Origin of the sequence: Zoogloea sp. (assembly GCF_041904905.1) — a bacterium.
GTDB lineage: Bacteria > Pseudomonadota > Gammaproteobacteria > Burkholderiales > Rhodocyclaceae > Zoogloea.
Genome location: NZ_JAYRMI010000046.1, coordinates 15,904 through 31,195, shown reverse-complemented (window position 1 = coordinate 31,195; position 15,292 = coordinate 15,904). Strand labels below are relative to the sequence as shown.

Annotated in this window: 12 protein-coding genes; all 12 read right to left on the bottom strand. The window is 68.7% G+C overall.

Annotation, left to right across the window (positions count from 1 at the left end):
• A partial coding sequence (locus ACE3N6_RS13025; RefSeq protein WP_374246206.1) for a retention module-containing protein occupies positions 1 to 2,397 on the bottom strand: 2,397 nt, incomplete at its 3' end.
• 203 nt (positions 2,398 to 2,600) lie between these two features.
• A complete protein-coding gene (locus ACE3N6_RS13020) occupies positions 2,601 to 3,230 on the bottom strand; it encodes a LuxR C-terminal-related transcriptional regulator (RefSeq protein WP_374246205.1) in 630 nt (209 codons plus the stop codon).
• A 20-nt stretch (positions 3,231 to 3,250) separates the two neighbouring features.
• Positions 3,251 to 4,669 (bottom strand): HlyD family type I secretion periplasmic adaptor subunit, encoded by a 1,419-nt coding sequence (locus ACE3N6_RS13015; protein ID WP_374246204.1) that lies wholly within the window; start codon positions 4,667 to 4,669, stop codon positions 3,251 to 3,253.
• A gap of 4 nt (positions 4,670 to 4,673) precedes the next feature.
• Complete coding sequence (locus tag ACE3N6_RS13010; RefSeq protein WP_374246203.1) at positions 4,674 to 6,878, bottom strand: type I secretion system permease/ATPase; 2,205 nt, start codon at positions 6,876 to 6,878, stop codon at positions 4,674 to 4,676.
• A gap of 210 nt (positions 6,879 to 7,088) precedes the next feature.
• Positions 7,089 to 7,400, bottom strand: a complete 312-nt coding sequence (locus ACE3N6_RS13005; RefSeq protein ID WP_374246202.1) for a hypothetical protein — start codon at positions 7,398 to 7,400, stop codon at positions 7,089 to 7,091.
• A gap of 18 nt (positions 7,401 to 7,418) precedes the next feature.
• Positions 7,419 to 8,351, bottom strand: coding sequence for a 4-hydroxy-3-methylbut-2-enyl diphosphate reductase (ispH, locus tag ACE3N6_RS13000; RefSeq protein WP_374246201.1), 933 nt, complete (start codon positions 8,349 to 8,351; stop codon positions 7,419 to 7,421).
• Positions 8,352 to 8,368: 17 nt separating this feature from the next.
• Positions 8,369 to 8,800, bottom strand: a complete 432-nt coding sequence (locus ACE3N6_RS12995) for a peptidylprolyl isomerase (RefSeq protein ID WP_374246200.1) — start codon at positions 8,798 to 8,800, stop codon at positions 8,369 to 8,371.
• Complete coding sequence (gene lspA / locus ACE3N6_RS12990) at positions 8,797 to 9,291, bottom strand: signal peptidase II (RefSeq protein ID WP_374246199.1); 495 nt, start codon at positions 9,289 to 9,291, stop codon at positions 8,797 to 8,799. Before lspA ends, ACE3N6_RS12995 begins: the two co-directional genes overlap by 4 nt.
• A 26-nt stretch (positions 9,292 to 9,317) precedes the next feature.
• Positions 9,318 to 12,122 (bottom strand): isoleucine--tRNA ligase, encoded by a 2,805-nt coding sequence (gene ileS / locus ACE3N6_RS12985; RefSeq protein ID WP_374246198.1) that lies wholly within the window; start codon positions 12,120 to 12,122, stop codon positions 9,318 to 9,320.
• A gap of 22 nt (positions 12,123 to 12,144) precedes the next feature.
• Positions 12,145 to 13,077, bottom strand: a complete 933-nt coding sequence (locus tag ACE3N6_RS12980) for a bifunctional riboflavin kinase/FAD synthetase (protein ID WP_374246197.1) — start codon at positions 13,075 to 13,077, stop codon at positions 12,145 to 12,147.
• A gap of 72 nt (positions 13,078 to 13,149) precedes the next feature.
• Complete coding sequence (gene tgt / locus ACE3N6_RS12975) at positions 13,150 to 14,262, bottom strand: tRNA guanosine(34) transglycosylase Tgt (RefSeq protein WP_374246196.1); 1,113 nt, start codon at positions 14,260 to 14,262, stop codon at positions 13,150 to 13,152.
• Positions 14,259 to 15,287 (bottom strand): tRNA preQ1(34) S-adenosylmethionine ribosyltransferase-isomerase QueA, encoded by a 1,029-nt coding sequence (gene queA, locus ACE3N6_RS12970; protein ID WP_374246195.1) that lies wholly within the window; start codon positions 15,285 to 15,287, stop codon positions 14,259 to 14,261. Before queA ends, tgt begins: the two co-directional genes overlap by 4 nt.
• Between the last annotated feature and the right edge of the window lie 5 nt (positions 15,288 to 15,292).

The following is a 15,292-nucleotide window of genomic DNA, read 5'->3' as shown; positions in this document are numbered from 1 at the left end:
CGACGACTGGGCGGGCGTGTCTTCCTTGACCGAGCCGGTGCCGGCGCTGAGGACGGCGGTGTCGGCCGTCGGGGTGATGTCGATGGTGGCTGTGGCGGTGCTGGTGCCGCCCTTGCCATCGGCGATGGTGTAGGTGATGGTCACCGGGCCATTGACGTTGGCGGCCGGGGTGAAGGTGAGGGTGCCGTCCGGGTTCACCGTGACGCTGCCCTTGGCCGGGTCGACGGTGGCGCCGGTGACGGTGAGGGGGTCGCCCTCGGCGTCGGTGTCGTTGCCCAGGACGGTAAAGGTGACCGGCTTGTCTTCGTCGGTGCTGGCGGTGTCGGGGGTGGCGACGGGCGGGGTGTTGGCGCCGGCGATGTTGATCGTCAGCACGGCGTTGGCGCTGCCGCCTTTCCCGTCTTCAACCGTGTAGGCGAAGGTGTCCTGCAGCGTGGCGCCCGGGGCGAGGCCGGCGACGGCCGGATTGGCGGTGTTCTGGATGTAGCTGTACTGGCCGTCTGTGTGGATGGTCAGGGTGCCGTAAAGACCGGTGATGACCGTGGCGCCGCTCACCGGCGCGCCGGCAACAGTGGTGACCGTCAGGGCGTCGCCGTCCGGGTCGGTGTCGATGCCGGCCGGGTTGGCGATGACATTGCCCGTTGCGGGGGCTGCGTCGGTCTTGGTGAGCCCATTCACGTCATTGCGGGCAAGGGGGTTATCGTTGAGCGGGGCGACGTTGATCGTGGCGGTGGTCGTGCTGGTGTCGCCGTGACCGTCGGAGAGGGTGTAGGTGACGGTGACCGGGCCATTGACGTTGGCGGCGGGGGTGAAGGTGAGGGTGCCGTCGGGATTGACGGTGACCGAGCCCTTGGCCGGATCGACGGTGGCGCCGGTGACGGTGAGCGGGTCGCTGTCCGGATCGGTGTCGTTGCCCAGGACCGCGAAGGTGACCGGCTTGTCCTCGTCGGTGCTGGCGGTGTCGGGGTTGGCGACGGGGCCGTCGTTGGTGCCGAGGACGGTGAGGGTCACCGTCGTGCTGGTGCCATCCACGCTCTGGACGGTAAAGACTTCCGTCTTGCTCTCGCCTTCCTTGAGGGCCTGGACGGCGGGCAGGGTGTTGTCGAGGGTGTAGGTCCACACCCCGGCCGCGTCGATGCCGAAGCTGCCATAGGTGCCGGCGGTGGCGGTCTGGGGCCGGAAGGCGGCTTCGCCGGCATCCGGGTCGGCGATGGTGAGGGTGCCACCGGCCGACGACTGGGCGGGCGTGTCTTCCTTGACCGAGCCGGTGCCGGCGCTGAGGACGGCGGTGTCGGGCTGGGGCGCGACGTTCACGGTGGCGGTGCCGGTGGTGACCCCACCGTGACCGTCGGAGAGGGTGTAGGTGACGGTGACCGGCCCATTGACGTTGGCGGCCGGGGTGAAGGTGAGGGTGCCGTCGGGGTTGACGGTGACCGAGCCCTTGGCCGGATCGACGGTGGCGCCGGTGACGGTGAGGGGGTCGCCATCCACATCGCGGTCGTTCGTCAGTACCGCGACGGTGACGGGCGTGTCTTCGGTGGTGGTGGCGGTGTCGGCTACGGCGACCGGGGGGTCGTTTACCGGGGCGACATTGATCGTCACGGTGGTGGAGGCGGTGCCGCCCTTGCCGTCGGCGATGGTGTAGGTGACGGTGTCGGTGCCGTGGAAGTCCGGGTTGGGCTTGTAGCTGAGGCTACCGTCGGGATTGACGGTGACGGTGCCGTTGTTTGCACTGGCGCCGGTGACGGTGAGGGTGTCGCCGTCGGCGTCGGTGTCGTTACCGAGCACCGGGAAGGTGACGGGGGTGTCCTCGGTGGCGGCGACGGCCGGATCGGGCGTGGCCACCGGCGGGTTGTTAGCGATGGTCGTGGTGGGGAAGACGTTGCCGGCGTTGAGCGGCAGGAAGTCGATCCCGTCGCTGCTGGAGCTGTACTGGAAGGCGAGCGGGGTGACTTCTTCGAGCACCCGCACCAGACGCACGAAGTCGTGGGTCTGGTCGCCGACGCCACCGCCGGCGAGACCGGCCGCAGGGTCTTCGAGATCGGCGAAGGGGTCCTTGCCGTTGTTGAGGGCCTGGATGACCTTGTCGGCTTCGGCGCCTTGGCTCGAGATGACGTTTTCGGTGCGTTCCGGCGTCGTGGTGGCGAAGAAGTCGTCGTTCAGCAGCAGCTCGCGGTCGGGGCCGACGCTGACCTTGGCGCCGGTGGCGAGCTGCAGTTCGACCACGGCACCCGGCCCGGTGACGATGACCTGCCCTTCGCCGACCGGATCGCCCGGCTTGACGGCGGTGAGCTTGCCGGAGGCGTCGCGCAGATAGGCGTCTCCCTGCACGAAGACGACGGTGCCCTTGGCGGTTGCGTTGGTGGTGGCGTTGGTCGGTGCGGTGGGGGTTGCCATGACGATCTCCGGAGTCTGGGTATTCAATCGATTGGCAATTTACGGCGGGTGCGGGGCGTTCTGTATTGTCCACGAGGACAGGGGGCGTGACGATTGCCACGGGGAGGCGCCGGGCAGCGGCGGAACGGCGGCGAGGCAGGGGCGTACGATGACCGAGCCGGGCGGCTCGGTCGGGAGGGACGGGCTGGCTTGCGGAACTGGTGTTAGCGCACGCCGTGGACGCGCAGGGCCAGTTGCAGGCGGTCGGTGAGGTCGAGCTTTTCGAAGATGGCCTTGAGGTGGGCCTTGACGGTGCGCTCGGTGATGCCCAGGGCCAGCGCGATGGTGTGGTTGCTGTCGCCGACGGCGGCAAGCTGGGCGACTTCGCGTTCGCGCTCGGTGAGCGGCGTTGCCCAGTCGACGAGGCCGGCGCGGGGGAGGCGGGTGTCCACCAGCCGCAGCAGGCGCGAGAGCAGGGCGCGCCCCACCCACAGCTCACCGCTGGCGATCACGTCGAGGGCCTGGCGCAGGGTGTCGATGGGCGCGTGGGAGTGGCAGTAGCCGCTGGCGCCGGCGTTGAGCACCGCCAGCCCCTGGTCGTCGTCGGGGTTCGAGGCGGCGGCCAGGATGATGAGGCCCGGTGCGTTGCGTTGCCAGGCCGGGCGCGTCCACAGCGGCGGCGTGCCGGCCCGGGCGCAGCCCAGGTCGGCCAGCACCAGCCGGTGACCGGCCGCCCGCCAGGCGTCGAGGCCGTCGATGCCGCGGGCGTGCAGCGGCGCGGGAGCGAGGGCCTGCCAGCGCTGGGCAAGCAGGTCGTCGTCGGTGAGCAGAAGGAGCGGTTCCGGGGTGGTCATGATCGGGGTGGTCCGGGCTTTCAGCGCTCGGTGAGGGCGTTGGCCTTGGCCCGCAGGACGGGTTTCATCAGATAGGTGAGGAGCGATTTCTTGCCGGTGAGGATGTCCACCTCGGCCACCATGCCGGGGATGATGGGCATCTGGGCGTCGCCAATGGTGCTGCGGGTGGTGCGCACCCGCACGATGTAGAAGGCGTTGCCTTTTTCGTCGGTGATGGTGTCGGCGCCGATCTGTTCGAGGGTTGCGTCGAGGCCACCGTAGATCGAGAAGTCGTAGGCGGTGAATTTGACCAGCGCGGGCTGGCCGGGGCGCAGGAAGGCGATGTCCTTGGGCTGGACGCGGGCTTCGAGCAGGAGCGCGTCGTCGCTGGGGACGATCTCGATGATCTCCTTGCCCGGCTGCACCACGCCGCCGACGGTGTTGGCGAAGAGCTGCTTGACGGTGCCGTTCATCGGCGCGCGGATTTCGGCCTGCTTGACCCTGTCGGCCAGGCCCTCGCTGCCGGCCGAGAGGGCGGCGAGCTTGGCGTTGGTCTCGGAGAGTTCGCTGCGGGCCTGGTTGCGCAGGTTGAGTTCGACCTCCTCGATCTTGCGCTGGGCTTCGGAGATGGCGGCCTGGATGCGCGGGATCTGGGCGCCAGCGGCGTCGCGCTCGCCGCGGTAGCGGGCCACGTCGCGCTCCAGGCGGAGCAGCTCGACTTCGGACACGGCGCCGGTCTTGGCCAGCGGCCGGGTGACTTCCAGCTCCTTGGCGGTGAGGCTGTAGCTCTGGGTGGCCTGCTCGCGTTTGGCGGTGACCTCGTTCAACTCCTGGCGTCGCTGGGAGAGTTGCTGGCGCGCCACGCCTACCGCGGCGTCGAGTTCCATGCGCTTGTTTTCGTAGGCGGCGCGTTCCTGCTCGACGAGATCCGGCGCCTCCTTGATGAGTTCGGGCGGCGGCACGAAGGCCTTGCCGTTGGCCACCGCGCTGAGGCGGGCGGACTTGGCGAGGAGGGCGATGTACTGAGCGCGGTTCTCCCGCAGGGATGACACGAAGCGGGTCGGGTCCACCTTGAGGAGGAGCTGGCCGGTCTTCACCTGCTGGCCTTCCTTGACCAGGATCTCGGAGACGATGCCGCCGTCCAGGCTCTGCATCACCTGGACCTGTCGGGAGGGAATCACCTTGCCCTCGCCGCGGGTGACTTCGTCGAGCTGGGCGAAGGCGGCCCACACGATGAGGACGACGATCGCCGCGAAGGTGAGGATCACGGCGATGCGGCTGCCGCGCAGTTTTTGTTCGGACATGGCCCATTCGGCGTCGGCCATGTAGTCGGCGTCGTCGTGGATGTCCTTCTTCTCGACGCCGTCCAGGACGCGGTCGAAGGTGTGCGAGGCGCGCCGGTAGAGCGCGTCGTAGGCGGGCTGGAAGAGGGCGGCGAGGCGCAGGAGGATGGCTTTCATGGTGTCACCCCGCCCGTCCGATGCGGCCCTGCTGGAGGGCTTCGACCACCTGGGCCTTGGGCCCGTCGGCGACGATCTGGCCCTGGTCGAGGACGATGAGGCGGTCGACCAGATCGAGCAGCGAGGTGCGGTGGGTGACGAGGACGATCGTCTTGCCGGCGGCGAAGCGGCGCAGACGCTGCTTGAGGCCCTCTTCGCTCTGGTGGTCCATGCTGCTGGAGGGCTCGTCCAGCAGCAGCACGGGTGGGTCGTTGAGCACCGCGCGGGCGATGGCCACCGCCTGGCGCTGGCCGCCGGAGAGGGATTCGCCCCGCTCGCCGACGGGCATCTCGAAGCCCTGCGGGTGGGTGTTGGCAAACTCGCGCACGCCGGCCAGATCGGCGGCGGCGAGGATCGCGCTGTCGTCGGCGAAGGGTGCGCCCATCGCGATGTTCTGCTTGAGGGTGCCGTAGAAGAGGGTCACGTCCTGGGGCACGAAGCCGATGGCGCGGCGAAGTTCGGCCGGGTCGATCTGGCGGTCGTCGATGCCGTCGACCAGCACCGCACCTTCGGAGGGCTGGTAGAGGCCGAGGAACAGCTTCTCGATGGTGGTCTTGCCCGAGCCGATGCGGCCGATGATCGCCACCTTCTCACCGGCCTTGAGGCGGAAGCTGACCTTCTTGAGCACCGCCTGCTCGCGGCCGGGGTAACAGAAGCTGACGTCCTTGAACTCGATGTCGCCGGTGAAGCTGGGGCGATGGACGAAGCTGGCGCCTTCCGGGCGTTCGACCGGCAGGTTCATGTGGGTGCCCACCGAGTCGAGGGAGGTGCGGGCGTTCTGGTACTGCATCATCAGCCCGGCCACCTGGCCCAGGGGCGCCATGGCCCGGCCGGAGAGCATCGACGCAGCGATGATGCCGCCCATGGTCATGTTGCCCTCCGACAGCTCATACACGCCCACGATGATGACGGCGATGTTCACCAGCTGCTGCATGAGCTGGGCAAAGTTGACGGTGCCGGCTGAGAGCAGCTTGAGCCGCCCGCCGATCTGGGCGATGAACAGGGTGGCGCGCTCCCACTGACGCTGGACGCTGCTCTCGGCACCGAGGGTCTTGAGGGTTTCCAGGCCGACCAGGCTTTCGACCAGCGTGGCGTTGCGCTGGGCGCTGGCCCGGTAGGTGGTTTCGGTGAGTTCGTGCATCTTGTCCTGGGCCACCAGGGTGACGAACAGCACGGCCAGCATCCCGACCAGCGGGGGCAGGAGCAGCCACGGGGAGACCCAGGCCATCACGACCAGGAAGAGGAGCACGAAGGGCAGGTCGATCAGGGTGGTGACGGTGGCCGAGGCGATGAAGTCGCGCACGCCTTCGAAGGCCCGCAGGTTGGCGGCGAAGGAGCCCACCGAGGCCGGCCGGGCGTCCATGCGCAGGCCGAGCACGCGCTCCATGATGCGGGCCGAGAGCTGTACGTCGATGCGCTTGCCGGCGCTGTCGACGATGTAGGCGCGCAGGGTGCGCAGGCAGAAGTCGAAGCCGAGCACGAGGATCGCCCCGACGGCCAGCACCCACAGGGTCTCGACGGCGTGGTTGGGCACGACCCGGTCGTAGACCGTCATCGAGAACATGGGGATGGCCAGCGCGAAGAGGTTGACCACCAGCGCGGCCAGCAAAGTATCACGGTAGAGGCGCCAGTTTTCGAGGACGGTGCCCCAGAACCAGTGGCTGGCGCGCACGGCCTTGACCTGGGGGGCGCGGGCTTCGAAGCGGAAGCGCGGACGGACGAAGCACACCAGCCCGGTGTAGAGGGCGGCGAGCTGGTCGGGGCTGAGGATGTCGGCGGATTCGCCGGCTTCTGGGAAGCGCACCCGGGCGCGGCCGTCCGGCAGGCGCTCCAGCAGGATGCAGGCGCGGCGGTCGTGGAGCAGCAGGATGGCGGGCAGCAGGCTGGGGGCGACCGCCTCAAGGGGCTTGCGCACGATGCGCGCGGTGAAGCCGGCGCGGGCGGCAGCGCGGGGCAGCAGCGAGGGGGTGAGGCGGTTGTCCACCAGCGGCAGCCCAGCCGAGAGCGCGGCGCCGCTGAAGGGGTTGCCGTGGATCTGGGTGAGGATGACCAGCGCGTCGAGGAGCGGGTCTTCGTGGGTGGCGGTCACCCCGGGATGCCAGTCGGCATCGACGTTGCTGGGGCCGCCGGCGTGCGGCGCGGGGGATGCGGAAGGTGCGGCGTCAGTCATCGGCACAATCGTAGGTGGGGTCGTTTCTCGACCGGGCAAGGGGCTGACCTTGCCCGGGCAGATCGCCGGCGAAGCCGGCGGACGTCCGGATTGTAGGGATAACGGGCTGCAGTGGGGGAACTTGAGCCTTCAGGCGCCCGATGCCGGGCGACTCTCGGGCTATGCCGACTCGCGCGCCGGAGGGCCGTGGCGCGCGGGTCGGCGTGGGGCTCAGATGATGTCGCTGGGCCCGAGCAGATCGAGCCCTTGGCGCAGCCGCGCCCGGGCGCCTTTGCGGGCGAGCAGCTTGCGCTGGGCTTCGGGCGGGAGATCGGTGAGGCGCAGCAGGCCGCGGTCGATGAGCACGTCCACCACGTCCTCGATGACGCGGATGAGGTCGGCGTCGAGCCGGGCGAAGGCTTCCGAGCCGGTGAGGGCGGCGGTGTCGGGGTGGCCGAGGGGCAGCTCTTCCTCGTGGCCGGGGCCGGCTTCGGAGAAGAGGGCGACCACCCGACCGGTGGCATCGCGTTGGACGTAGGGCATGGGCGGCTCCGGGTGGGCTCAGGCGGCGGGCGCCTGGAGTTCCTTGGGCAGCGGGAAGGTGATGCGCTCGGGCACGCCCTCGAGGGGGCGGACCGACGCGGCACCCAGCGCCTTCAGACGGGCAATGACCGACTCGACCAGCACCTCGGGCGCCGATGCGCCGGCGGTGACGCCGATGCGCCGCTTGCCGACGATCCAGGCCGGGTCGATGGCCTCGGCGTTGTCGATGAGGTAGGCGGGCACCTGGAGGAGTTCCGCCACTTCGCGCAGGCGGTTGGAGTTGGAGCTGTTGACCGAGCCGACCACCAGCACCAGATCGGACTGGGGGGCCATGAACTTCACGGCGTCCTGGCGGTTCTGGGTGGCGTAGCAGATGTCGTCCTTCTTGGGGCCGACGATGTTGGGGAAGCGCGTGCGCAGGGCGGCGACGATGGCGCCGGCGTCGTCCACCGAGAGGGTCGTCTGGGTGACGTAGGCAAGCATGTCGGGGTTGGTGACCACCAGGCCGGCCACGTCGGCGGCGTTCTCGACGAGGTGGATGCCGTCCTTCACCTGGCCCATGGTGCCTTCGACTTCCGGGTGGCCCTTGTGGCCGATCATGATGACTTCGCGGCCCTGGTCGCGCATGCGGGCGACTTCGAGGTGCACCTTGGTGACCAGCGGGCAGGTGGCGTCGAACACGCGCAGGCCGCGGGCGTCGGCCTCGGTGCGCACCGACTGGGGCACGCCGTGGGCGCTGAAGATGACGGTGTTGCCGGCAGGCACGTCGGCCAGGTCTTCGATGAAGATGGCGCCCTTGGCGCGCAGGCCGTCCACGACGAAGCGGTTGTGGACGACCTCGTGGCGGACGTAGATCGGCGCCCCGAACTGGGCGAGCGCCCGTTCGACGATCTCGATGGCACGTTCGACGCCGGCGCAGAAGCCGCGGGGGTTGGCGAGCAGGACTTCCATGGCTTTCCTCGTGTCGTTCAGTTGACGCCGATGATCTCGACTTCGAAGCGGATCGCCTTGCCGGCCAGCGGGTGGTTGAAGTCGATGGTGGCGTGGGTGTCGCCGACTTCGCGGATCAGGCCGGGGTAGCGGGTGCCGTCGGGGGCGGTGAATTCCATGATGACCAGCGGCTCGACCGCGGCGCCGTCGGGGAAGTCTTCGAGGCGGACCTTTTCGACGAGGTCGTCGCGATAGGCGCCGAAGGCGTCGTCGGGCTGAAGCAGGAAGGTGTGATGTTCGCCCACGGCGGTGCCGGCGAGGCAGCGCTCTAGGGTGGGCAGCAGATCGCCGCGGCCCAGGTGCATGGTGGCGGGCGTGGTCTCGAAGGTGCTGATGAGCGACTGGCCGTTGTCGAGGGAGATCCGGTAGTGGAGGGTGACGAGGCTGTCGGGCTGGACGATCTGGGTCATGAGAGGTTCTCTTGGGCGGGGGCGTGGCGGTGCTCGCGGAGCTGGGCGATGACCATCAGCGTGACGCCCACGCAGATGGCCGAATCCGCCACGTTGAATGCCGGCCATCCGTAGCGGCCGACGTGGAAATACAGGAAGTCGACCACCGCGCCGAACACGAAGCGGTCGATGACGTTGCCGATGGCGCCGCCGATGATGAGCGAGAAGGCCAGGGGCTGCAGGAACTCGTGCTGGTGCCGGGCCAGGAGGCGCAGCAGCCAGCTGCAGATCCCGGCCGCCAGCGCCACGAAGAACCAGCGCTGCCAGCCCGACTGATCGGCCAGAAAACTGAACGCGGCGCCGGGGTTGAAGGCGAGCACCAGATCGAACCAGTCGGTGACGTGGATGACCTCGCCGTTGCGCAGGGCGCCGCGGACGAGGTGTTTGGTCCATTGATCCACCAGCACGACGATGGCTGAGAGGCCGATCCAGTTGCCGAGGCGTAGTTTCAAGGGCGGGGCTCCTGTGCGAGGCGGGGTCAGGCGGCGGAGCGGGCTTCGCCCTCGCCGTGCAGGTTGGACGTGCAACGGCCGCAAAGTTCCGGATGGGCGGCGTCGTGGCCCACATCGGCACGGTAGTGCCAGCAGCGGTCGCACTTGGCGTGGGCCGAGGGGGTGACGACGATGGCTTCGGCGGCTTCGTCGGCGGCCCTGACGAGGGTGGTCTTGGAGCAGATGAGCACGAAGCGCAGGTCGTCGGCGAGGCTGGCAAGCACGTCGTAACGGCCACCCGCGGCGCGGATCTCGACTTCGGCCTGCAGCGAGGAGCCCACCTGGCCGGCGGCGCGCACGGCTTCGATTTCCTTCTGCACATCGGCACGGATGGCGCGGAGGGTCGTCCACTTGTCGAGCAGGGCGTCCTCGCCGTCTTGGGCGGGCAGGGTGTGGAAGGTGTGGAGCATCACGCTGTCGTCAGCGTCCTTGCCCAGCAGCAGCCAGATTTCTTCGGCGGTGAACGAGAGGATCGGGGCCATCAGTTTGACCACCGACTGCAGGATGTGCCACAGGGCGCTCTGGGCCGCGCGGCGGGCCGTGGAGTTGGCCTGGGTGGTGTAGAGGCGATCCTTGAGGATGTCGAGGTAGACCGCGCCCAGGTCTTCGGCGGCGAAGTTCTGCAGGGCCTGCACCACGCGGTGGAACTCGAAGCGCTCGTAGTCGGCCTTGGCCTGATCCTGCAGCTTGCGGATGAGGGCCAGGGCGTAGCGGTCGATCTCCAGCCACTCGGACACCGGCAGCATGTCGGTGGCGGGGTTGAAGTCGGCGGTGTTGGCGAGCAGGAAGCGCAGGGTGTTGCGCAGGCGGCGATAGACTTCGACGACGCGGTCGAGGATCTCCTTGGAGATGGAGAGTTCGCCGGAGTAGTCGGTGGAGGCGACCCACAGGCGCAGGATCTCGGCGCCCAGCTTGCCGGTGACTTCCTGCGGCACGACCACGTTGCCCAGCGACTTGCTCATCTTGCGGCCGGTGCCGTCCACGGCGAAGCCGTGGGTGAGCAGGGCCTTGTAGGGCGGGTGGCCGTCGATGGCGCAGCCGGTGAGCAGCGACGAGTGGAACCAGCCGCGGTGCTGGTCGGAGCCTTCGAGGTAGAGGTCGGCCCGCGGGCCGCTGGCGTGGCCGTCGGGGTGGGAGCCGCGCAGCACGTGCCAGTGGGTGGTGCCGGAGTCGAACCACACGTCGAGCGTGTCGCCGATCTTTTCGTAGTGGGCGGCTTCGTCGCCCAGCAGCTCGGCGGCGTCGAGCTTGAACCAGGCTTCGATGCCTTCCTGCTCGATGCGCTGGGCGACTTCTTCCATCAGTTCGACGGTGCGCGGGTGGAGTTCGCCGGTCTCGCGGTGGAGGAAGAAGGGGATCGGCACGCCCCAGTTGCGCTGGCGCGAGATGCACCAGTCGGGACGGTTGGCGATCATGGCGTGCAGGCGGGCCTGGCCCCAGGACGGGAAGAACTGGGTGGCGTCCACGCCGCCGAGGGCCAGTTCGCGCAGGCTGGGGCCGCCGTCGGGCTTGAGGTCCATGCCGACGAACCACTGGGCGGTGGCGCGGTAGATCAGCGGCGTTTTATGGCGCCAGCAGTGCATGTAGCTGTGGCTGATCTTTTCGTGGGAGAACAGCGCACCGACTTCCTGCAGCTTGTCGACGATGACCGGGTTGGCCTTCCAGATGTGCAGGCCGCCGAAGTAGGGCAGGGATTCGGCATAGACGCCGTTGCTCTGCACCGGGCTCAGGATGTCGTCGTTGGTGAAGCCGTTGGCCTTGCAGGAGTTGAAGTCGTCCACGCCGTAGGCCGGGGCCGAGTGGACGATGCCGGTGCCGGCGTCGAGGCCCACGTAGTCGGCCACGAAGATCGGCGAGAGGCGGTCGTAGAAGGGGTGGTGGAAGGCGATGCGGTCGAGCTTGCCGCCGTTGGTGCGGGCGACGACGCTGCCTTCGAGGCCGAAGCGCTTGAGGCTGGAGTCGGCCAGTTCGGCCATCAGCACCAGCAGGCCGCGGGGGGTGTCCACCAGCGCGTACTCGTGCTCGGGGTGGACGTTGAGGGCCTGGTTGGCAGGGATCGTCCAGGGGGTGGTGGTCCAGATCACCGCGCAGGCGTCCTTGCCGGCGGGAAGCTGGGCGAGCCCGAAGGCGGCGGCGAGCTTTTCAGGCTCGGCGCACACGAAGCCCACGTCGATGGCGGGGCTCTGCTTGTCCTGGTATTCGACCTCGGCTTCGGCCAGCGCGGAGCCGCAGTCGAAACACCAGTTGACGGGCTTGAGGCCCTTGAACACCCAGCCGCGCTTGACCATCTCGGCCAGGGCGCGTACTTCGCCGGCTTCGTTGCCGAAGTCCATGGTGCGGTAGGGCTTGTCCCAGTCGCCCAGCACGCCCAGCCGGATGAAGTCCTTCTTCTGCTCTTCGATCTGCTCGAATGCGTAGGCGCGGCACAGTTCGCGCACCTTGTCGGCGGGCAGGCCCTTGCCGTGGGTGACTTCGATCTTGTGTTCGATGGGCAGGCCGTGGCAGTCCCAGCCGGGCACGTAGGGGGCGTCGAAGCCGGCCATCGTCTTGGAGCGGACGATGATGTCCTTGAGGATCTTGTTGAGCGCGTGGCCGATGTGGATGCTGCCGTTGGCGTAGGGCGGGCCGTCGTGGAGCACGAACTTGGGCCGGCCGGCGGCGGCCTTGCGGATCTTCTGGTAAAGCTTGCGTTGTTGCCAGTCGGCGATCCAGCCCGGCTCGCGCTTGGCGAGGTCGCCCCGCATGGGGAAGGGAGTGTCGGGCAGGTTGAGGTCGTTGCGCTTCTGGGACATGGTTCGTTGCGGCCTGTGGAATTCAGAGAGGATTCTGGGCGAAGTAGGCGCGAGCCTCGTCGGCGTCGCGGGCGATCTGGGCGGTGAGGGCGTCGAGGCTGTCGTAGCGCGCCTCGTCGCGCTGCTTGCGCAGGAAATTGACGCGCAGGTGCGCGTCGTAGCATTCGGTGTGCCAGTCGAAGAGGTGCACCTCGAGGCTGGGGCGGCCGGCGTCGTTGATGGTGGGGCGCACGCCGACGCTGGCGACGCCGGGCCACGGTGTGTCGGCCAAGCCGTCGACGCTGACGGTGTAGATGCCCATCAGCGGTGGGCTGCGGTGCTTGAGCTGGATGTTGGCGGTGGGAAAACCGATGGTGCGGCCGATCTTGTCGCCGTGCAGCACGCGCCCGCTGATGCTGTAGGGCCGGCCCAGGAGGCGGGCGGCGTGGGGCATGTCGCCTTCGGCCAGCGCGGCGCGCACGGCGGAGCTGGATACCCGCTCGCCTTCGTGATCGACGGTGTGCATGGCTTCGACGGTGAAGCCGACCTCCTGGCCTACGGTGCGGAGCATTTCGAAGTTGCCGGTGCGGCCCTTGCCGAAGCGGAAGTCGTCGCCGATGAGCAGGTGACGGGTGCCGAGCCCGTGAATCAGGACGTCTTCGATGAAGGCTTCGGCGGTGAGGCCGGCGAAGCGGTCGTTGAAGCGGGCGATGTAGAGGCGGTCGACGCCGTGGGCTTCGAGGAGCTGGATCTTCTCGCGCAGGGAGGTGAGGCGCCGGGGGCGGTTCTCGTGGGCGAAGTATTCCCGCGGGTGGGGCTCGAAGGTCAGCACCGCGGCGGGCAGGCCGGTGGCCAGCGCCTTGGCGGAGAGCTTGGCCAGCAGCGCCTGATGGCCGCGATGCACCCCATCGAAGTTGCCGATGGTGAGCACGCAGCCGTGTTCGGCGCGCTCGGGGATTCCACGGAAGACCTGCATGGACGGGTTTCGGGCAAAGGCGCGATTATAGCGGCAAGGCGCCGGCCGGCGAAGCCGGCGCCCGCCATGGGCTCAGGCGCCTTGGCCGGCGCGCTCGCGGTGGAAGCGGGCGACGTAGTCGGTGAGGGTGCCGCTGGCGATGGCGTCGCGCAGGTCGCGCATCAGCTGCTGGTAGTAATGCAGGTTGTGGATGGTGGCGAGGCGCGCACCGAGGATCTCGTTGAGGCGGTTGAGGTGGTGCAGGTAGCCCCGCGAGAAGTTGCGGCAGGTGTAGCAGTCGCAGGTTTCGTCGAGCGGGCGGGTGTCGGACTTGTGGCGGGCGTTGCGGATCTTCACGTCGCCGTGGCGGGTGAACAGCCAGCCGTTGCGGGCGTTGCGGGTGGGCATCACGCAGTCGAACATGTCGATGCCGGCCTGCACCGCGAAGACGATGTCCTCCGGCGTGCCGACGCCCATCAGGTAGCGGGGTTTGTCCTTGGGCAGGCGCGGCGCGGTGTGGTGGAGGATGCGCTGCATGTCGTCCTTGGGCTCGCCCACCGACAGGCCGCCGATGGCGTAGCCGTGGAAACCGATCTCTTCGAGTCCGGCCAGGGATTCATCGCGGAGGTTTTCGTACATGCCGCCCTGGACGATGCCGAAGAGGGCGTTGTTGTTTTCGAGGCGGTCGAACTCGTCCCGCGAACGACGCGCCCAGCGCTGGGACAGGCGCATGGAGTCGGCGGCCTCGGTGACGGTGGCGGGGTAGGGCGTGCACTCGTCGAAGATCATCACCACGTCGGAGTTCAGCACCTTCTGGATGCGCATGGACTCCTCGGGAGTGAGGAAGAGCTTGTCGCCATTGACCGGCGAGCTGAAGCGCACGCCTTCCTCGGTGATCTTGCGCAGGGCGCCCAGGGAGAAAACCTGGAAGCCGCCGGAGTCGGTGAGGATGGGGCCGTCCCAGGCCATGAACTGGTGCAGGCCGCCGAAGGCTTCCATCACCTCCAGGCCCGGGCGCAGCCACAGGTGGAAGGTGTTGCCCAGGCAGATCTGGGCGCCGATGTCGCGCAGATCCTGCGGCGAGATGCCCTTCACCGAGCCGTAGGTGCCCACCGGCATGAAGGCCGGGGTATCGACGGTACCGTGGTTGAGGGTGAGGCGGCCGCGACGGGCGGCGCCGTCGGTGGCGAGGAGTTCGTATTTCATTCGGGGGTCCGGGTGAGGAACATGGCGTCGCCGTAGCTGAAGAAGCGATAGCGCTCGGCGATGGCGTGGGCGTAGGCACGGCGGATGGTGTCCATGCCGGCGAAGGCAGACACCAGCATCAGCAGCGTGGACTTGGGCAGGTGGAAGTTGGTGATGAGCGCATCGGCCACGTTGAAGCGGTAGCCCGGCAGGATGAACAGGTTGCTCTCGGCCTCGCCGGCTTGGGGCTGACCGCCGGCGGCGCAGGATTCGAGCGCCCGCATGCTGGTGGTGCCGACGCACACCACACGCTTGCCGGCGGCCTGGGTGGCGGCGATGGCGTCGACGGTGGCCTGGGGCACGAAGTAGGCCTCGGTGTGCATCTTGTGTTCGGACAGATCGTGGACGCGCACCGGCTGGAAGGTGCCGGCGCCCACGTTGAGGGTGACGAAGGCGCTATTGACACCCATCCCGGCCAGGCGGGCGAGGAGCGGCTCGTCGAAGTGCAGGCCGGCGGTGGGGGCCGCCACCGAGCCCGGATTCCTGGCGAAGACCGTCTGGTAGCGGGATTCGTCGGCGTTGCCGGCGGCGCGCTCGATGTAGGGCGGTAGCGGCAGGCGGCCGTGCCTTTCGAGCAGCACGACGAGATCCTCGTCGCCCGGGAAGCGCAGATGGAAGAACTCGCCGGCACGGCCGAGCACTTCGACTTCAAGCGCGCCTTCGAGCAGCAGCCGGGTGCCCGGCTTGGGCGACTTGCTGGCGCGCACCTGGGCGAGGGCTTCGTGGGCGCCAAGGGGGCGCTCGATCATCACCTCCACCTGACCGCCGGTGTCCTTGGTGCCGAACAGGCGGGCGTGGATCACCCGGGTATCGTTGAAGACGAGCAGATCGCCCGGAGTGAGCAGGCTGGGCAGATCGGAAAAACGCAGGTCGGCCAGCTGCGGGCCAACCTGGAGCAGGCGGCTGTCGGTGCGGCGGTCGAGGGGAGCCTGGGCGATCAGTTCTTGGGGGAGCGGGTAGTCGAAGTCGTCTAGGGTCCAGGCCATGAGTC

What these genes read in the sequence shown, in the direction of transcription:
- ACE3N6_RS13020 (WP_374246205.1), bottom strand. Translation starts at nt 3,230, where the DNA reads ATGACCACCCCGGAACCGCTCCTTCTGCTCACCGACGACGACCTGCTT.
- ACE3N6_RS13015 (WP_374246204.1), bottom strand. Translation starts at nt 4,669, where the DNA reads ATGAAAGCCATCCTCCTGCGCCTCGCCGCCCTCTTCCAGCCCGCCTAC.
- ACE3N6_RS13010 (WP_374246203.1), bottom strand. Translation starts at nt 6,878, where the DNA reads ATGACTGACGCCGCACCTTCCGCATCCCCCGCGCCGCACGCCGGCGGC.
- ACE3N6_RS13005 (WP_374246202.1), bottom strand. Translation starts at nt 7,400, where the DNA reads ATGCCCTACGTCCAACGCGATGCCACCGGTCGGGTGGTCGCCCTCTTC.
- ispH (WP_374246201.1), bottom strand. Translation starts at nt 8,351, where the DNA reads ATGGAAGTCCTGCTCGCCAACCCCCGCGGCTTCTGCGCCGGCGTCGAA.
- ACE3N6_RS12995 (WP_374246200.1), bottom strand. Translation starts at nt 8,800, where the DNA reads ATGACCCAGATCGTCCAGCCCGACAGCCTCGTCACCCTCCACTACCGG.
- ileS (WP_374246198.1), bottom strand. Translation starts at nt 12,122, where the DNA reads ATGTCCCAGAAGCGCAACGACCTCAACCTGCCCGACACTCCCTTCCCC.
- ACE3N6_RS12980 (WP_374246197.1), bottom strand. Translation starts at nt 13,077, where the DNA reads ATGCAGGTCTTCCGTGGAATCCCCGAGCGCGCCGAACACGGCTGCGTG.
- tgt (WP_374246196.1), bottom strand. Translation starts at nt 14,262, where the DNA reads ATGAAATACGAACTCCTCGCCACCGACGGCGCCGCCCGTCGCGGCCGC.
- queA (WP_374246195.1), bottom strand. Translation starts at nt 15,287, where the DNA reads ATGGCCTGGACCCTAGACGACTTCGACTACCCGCTCCCCCAAGAACTG.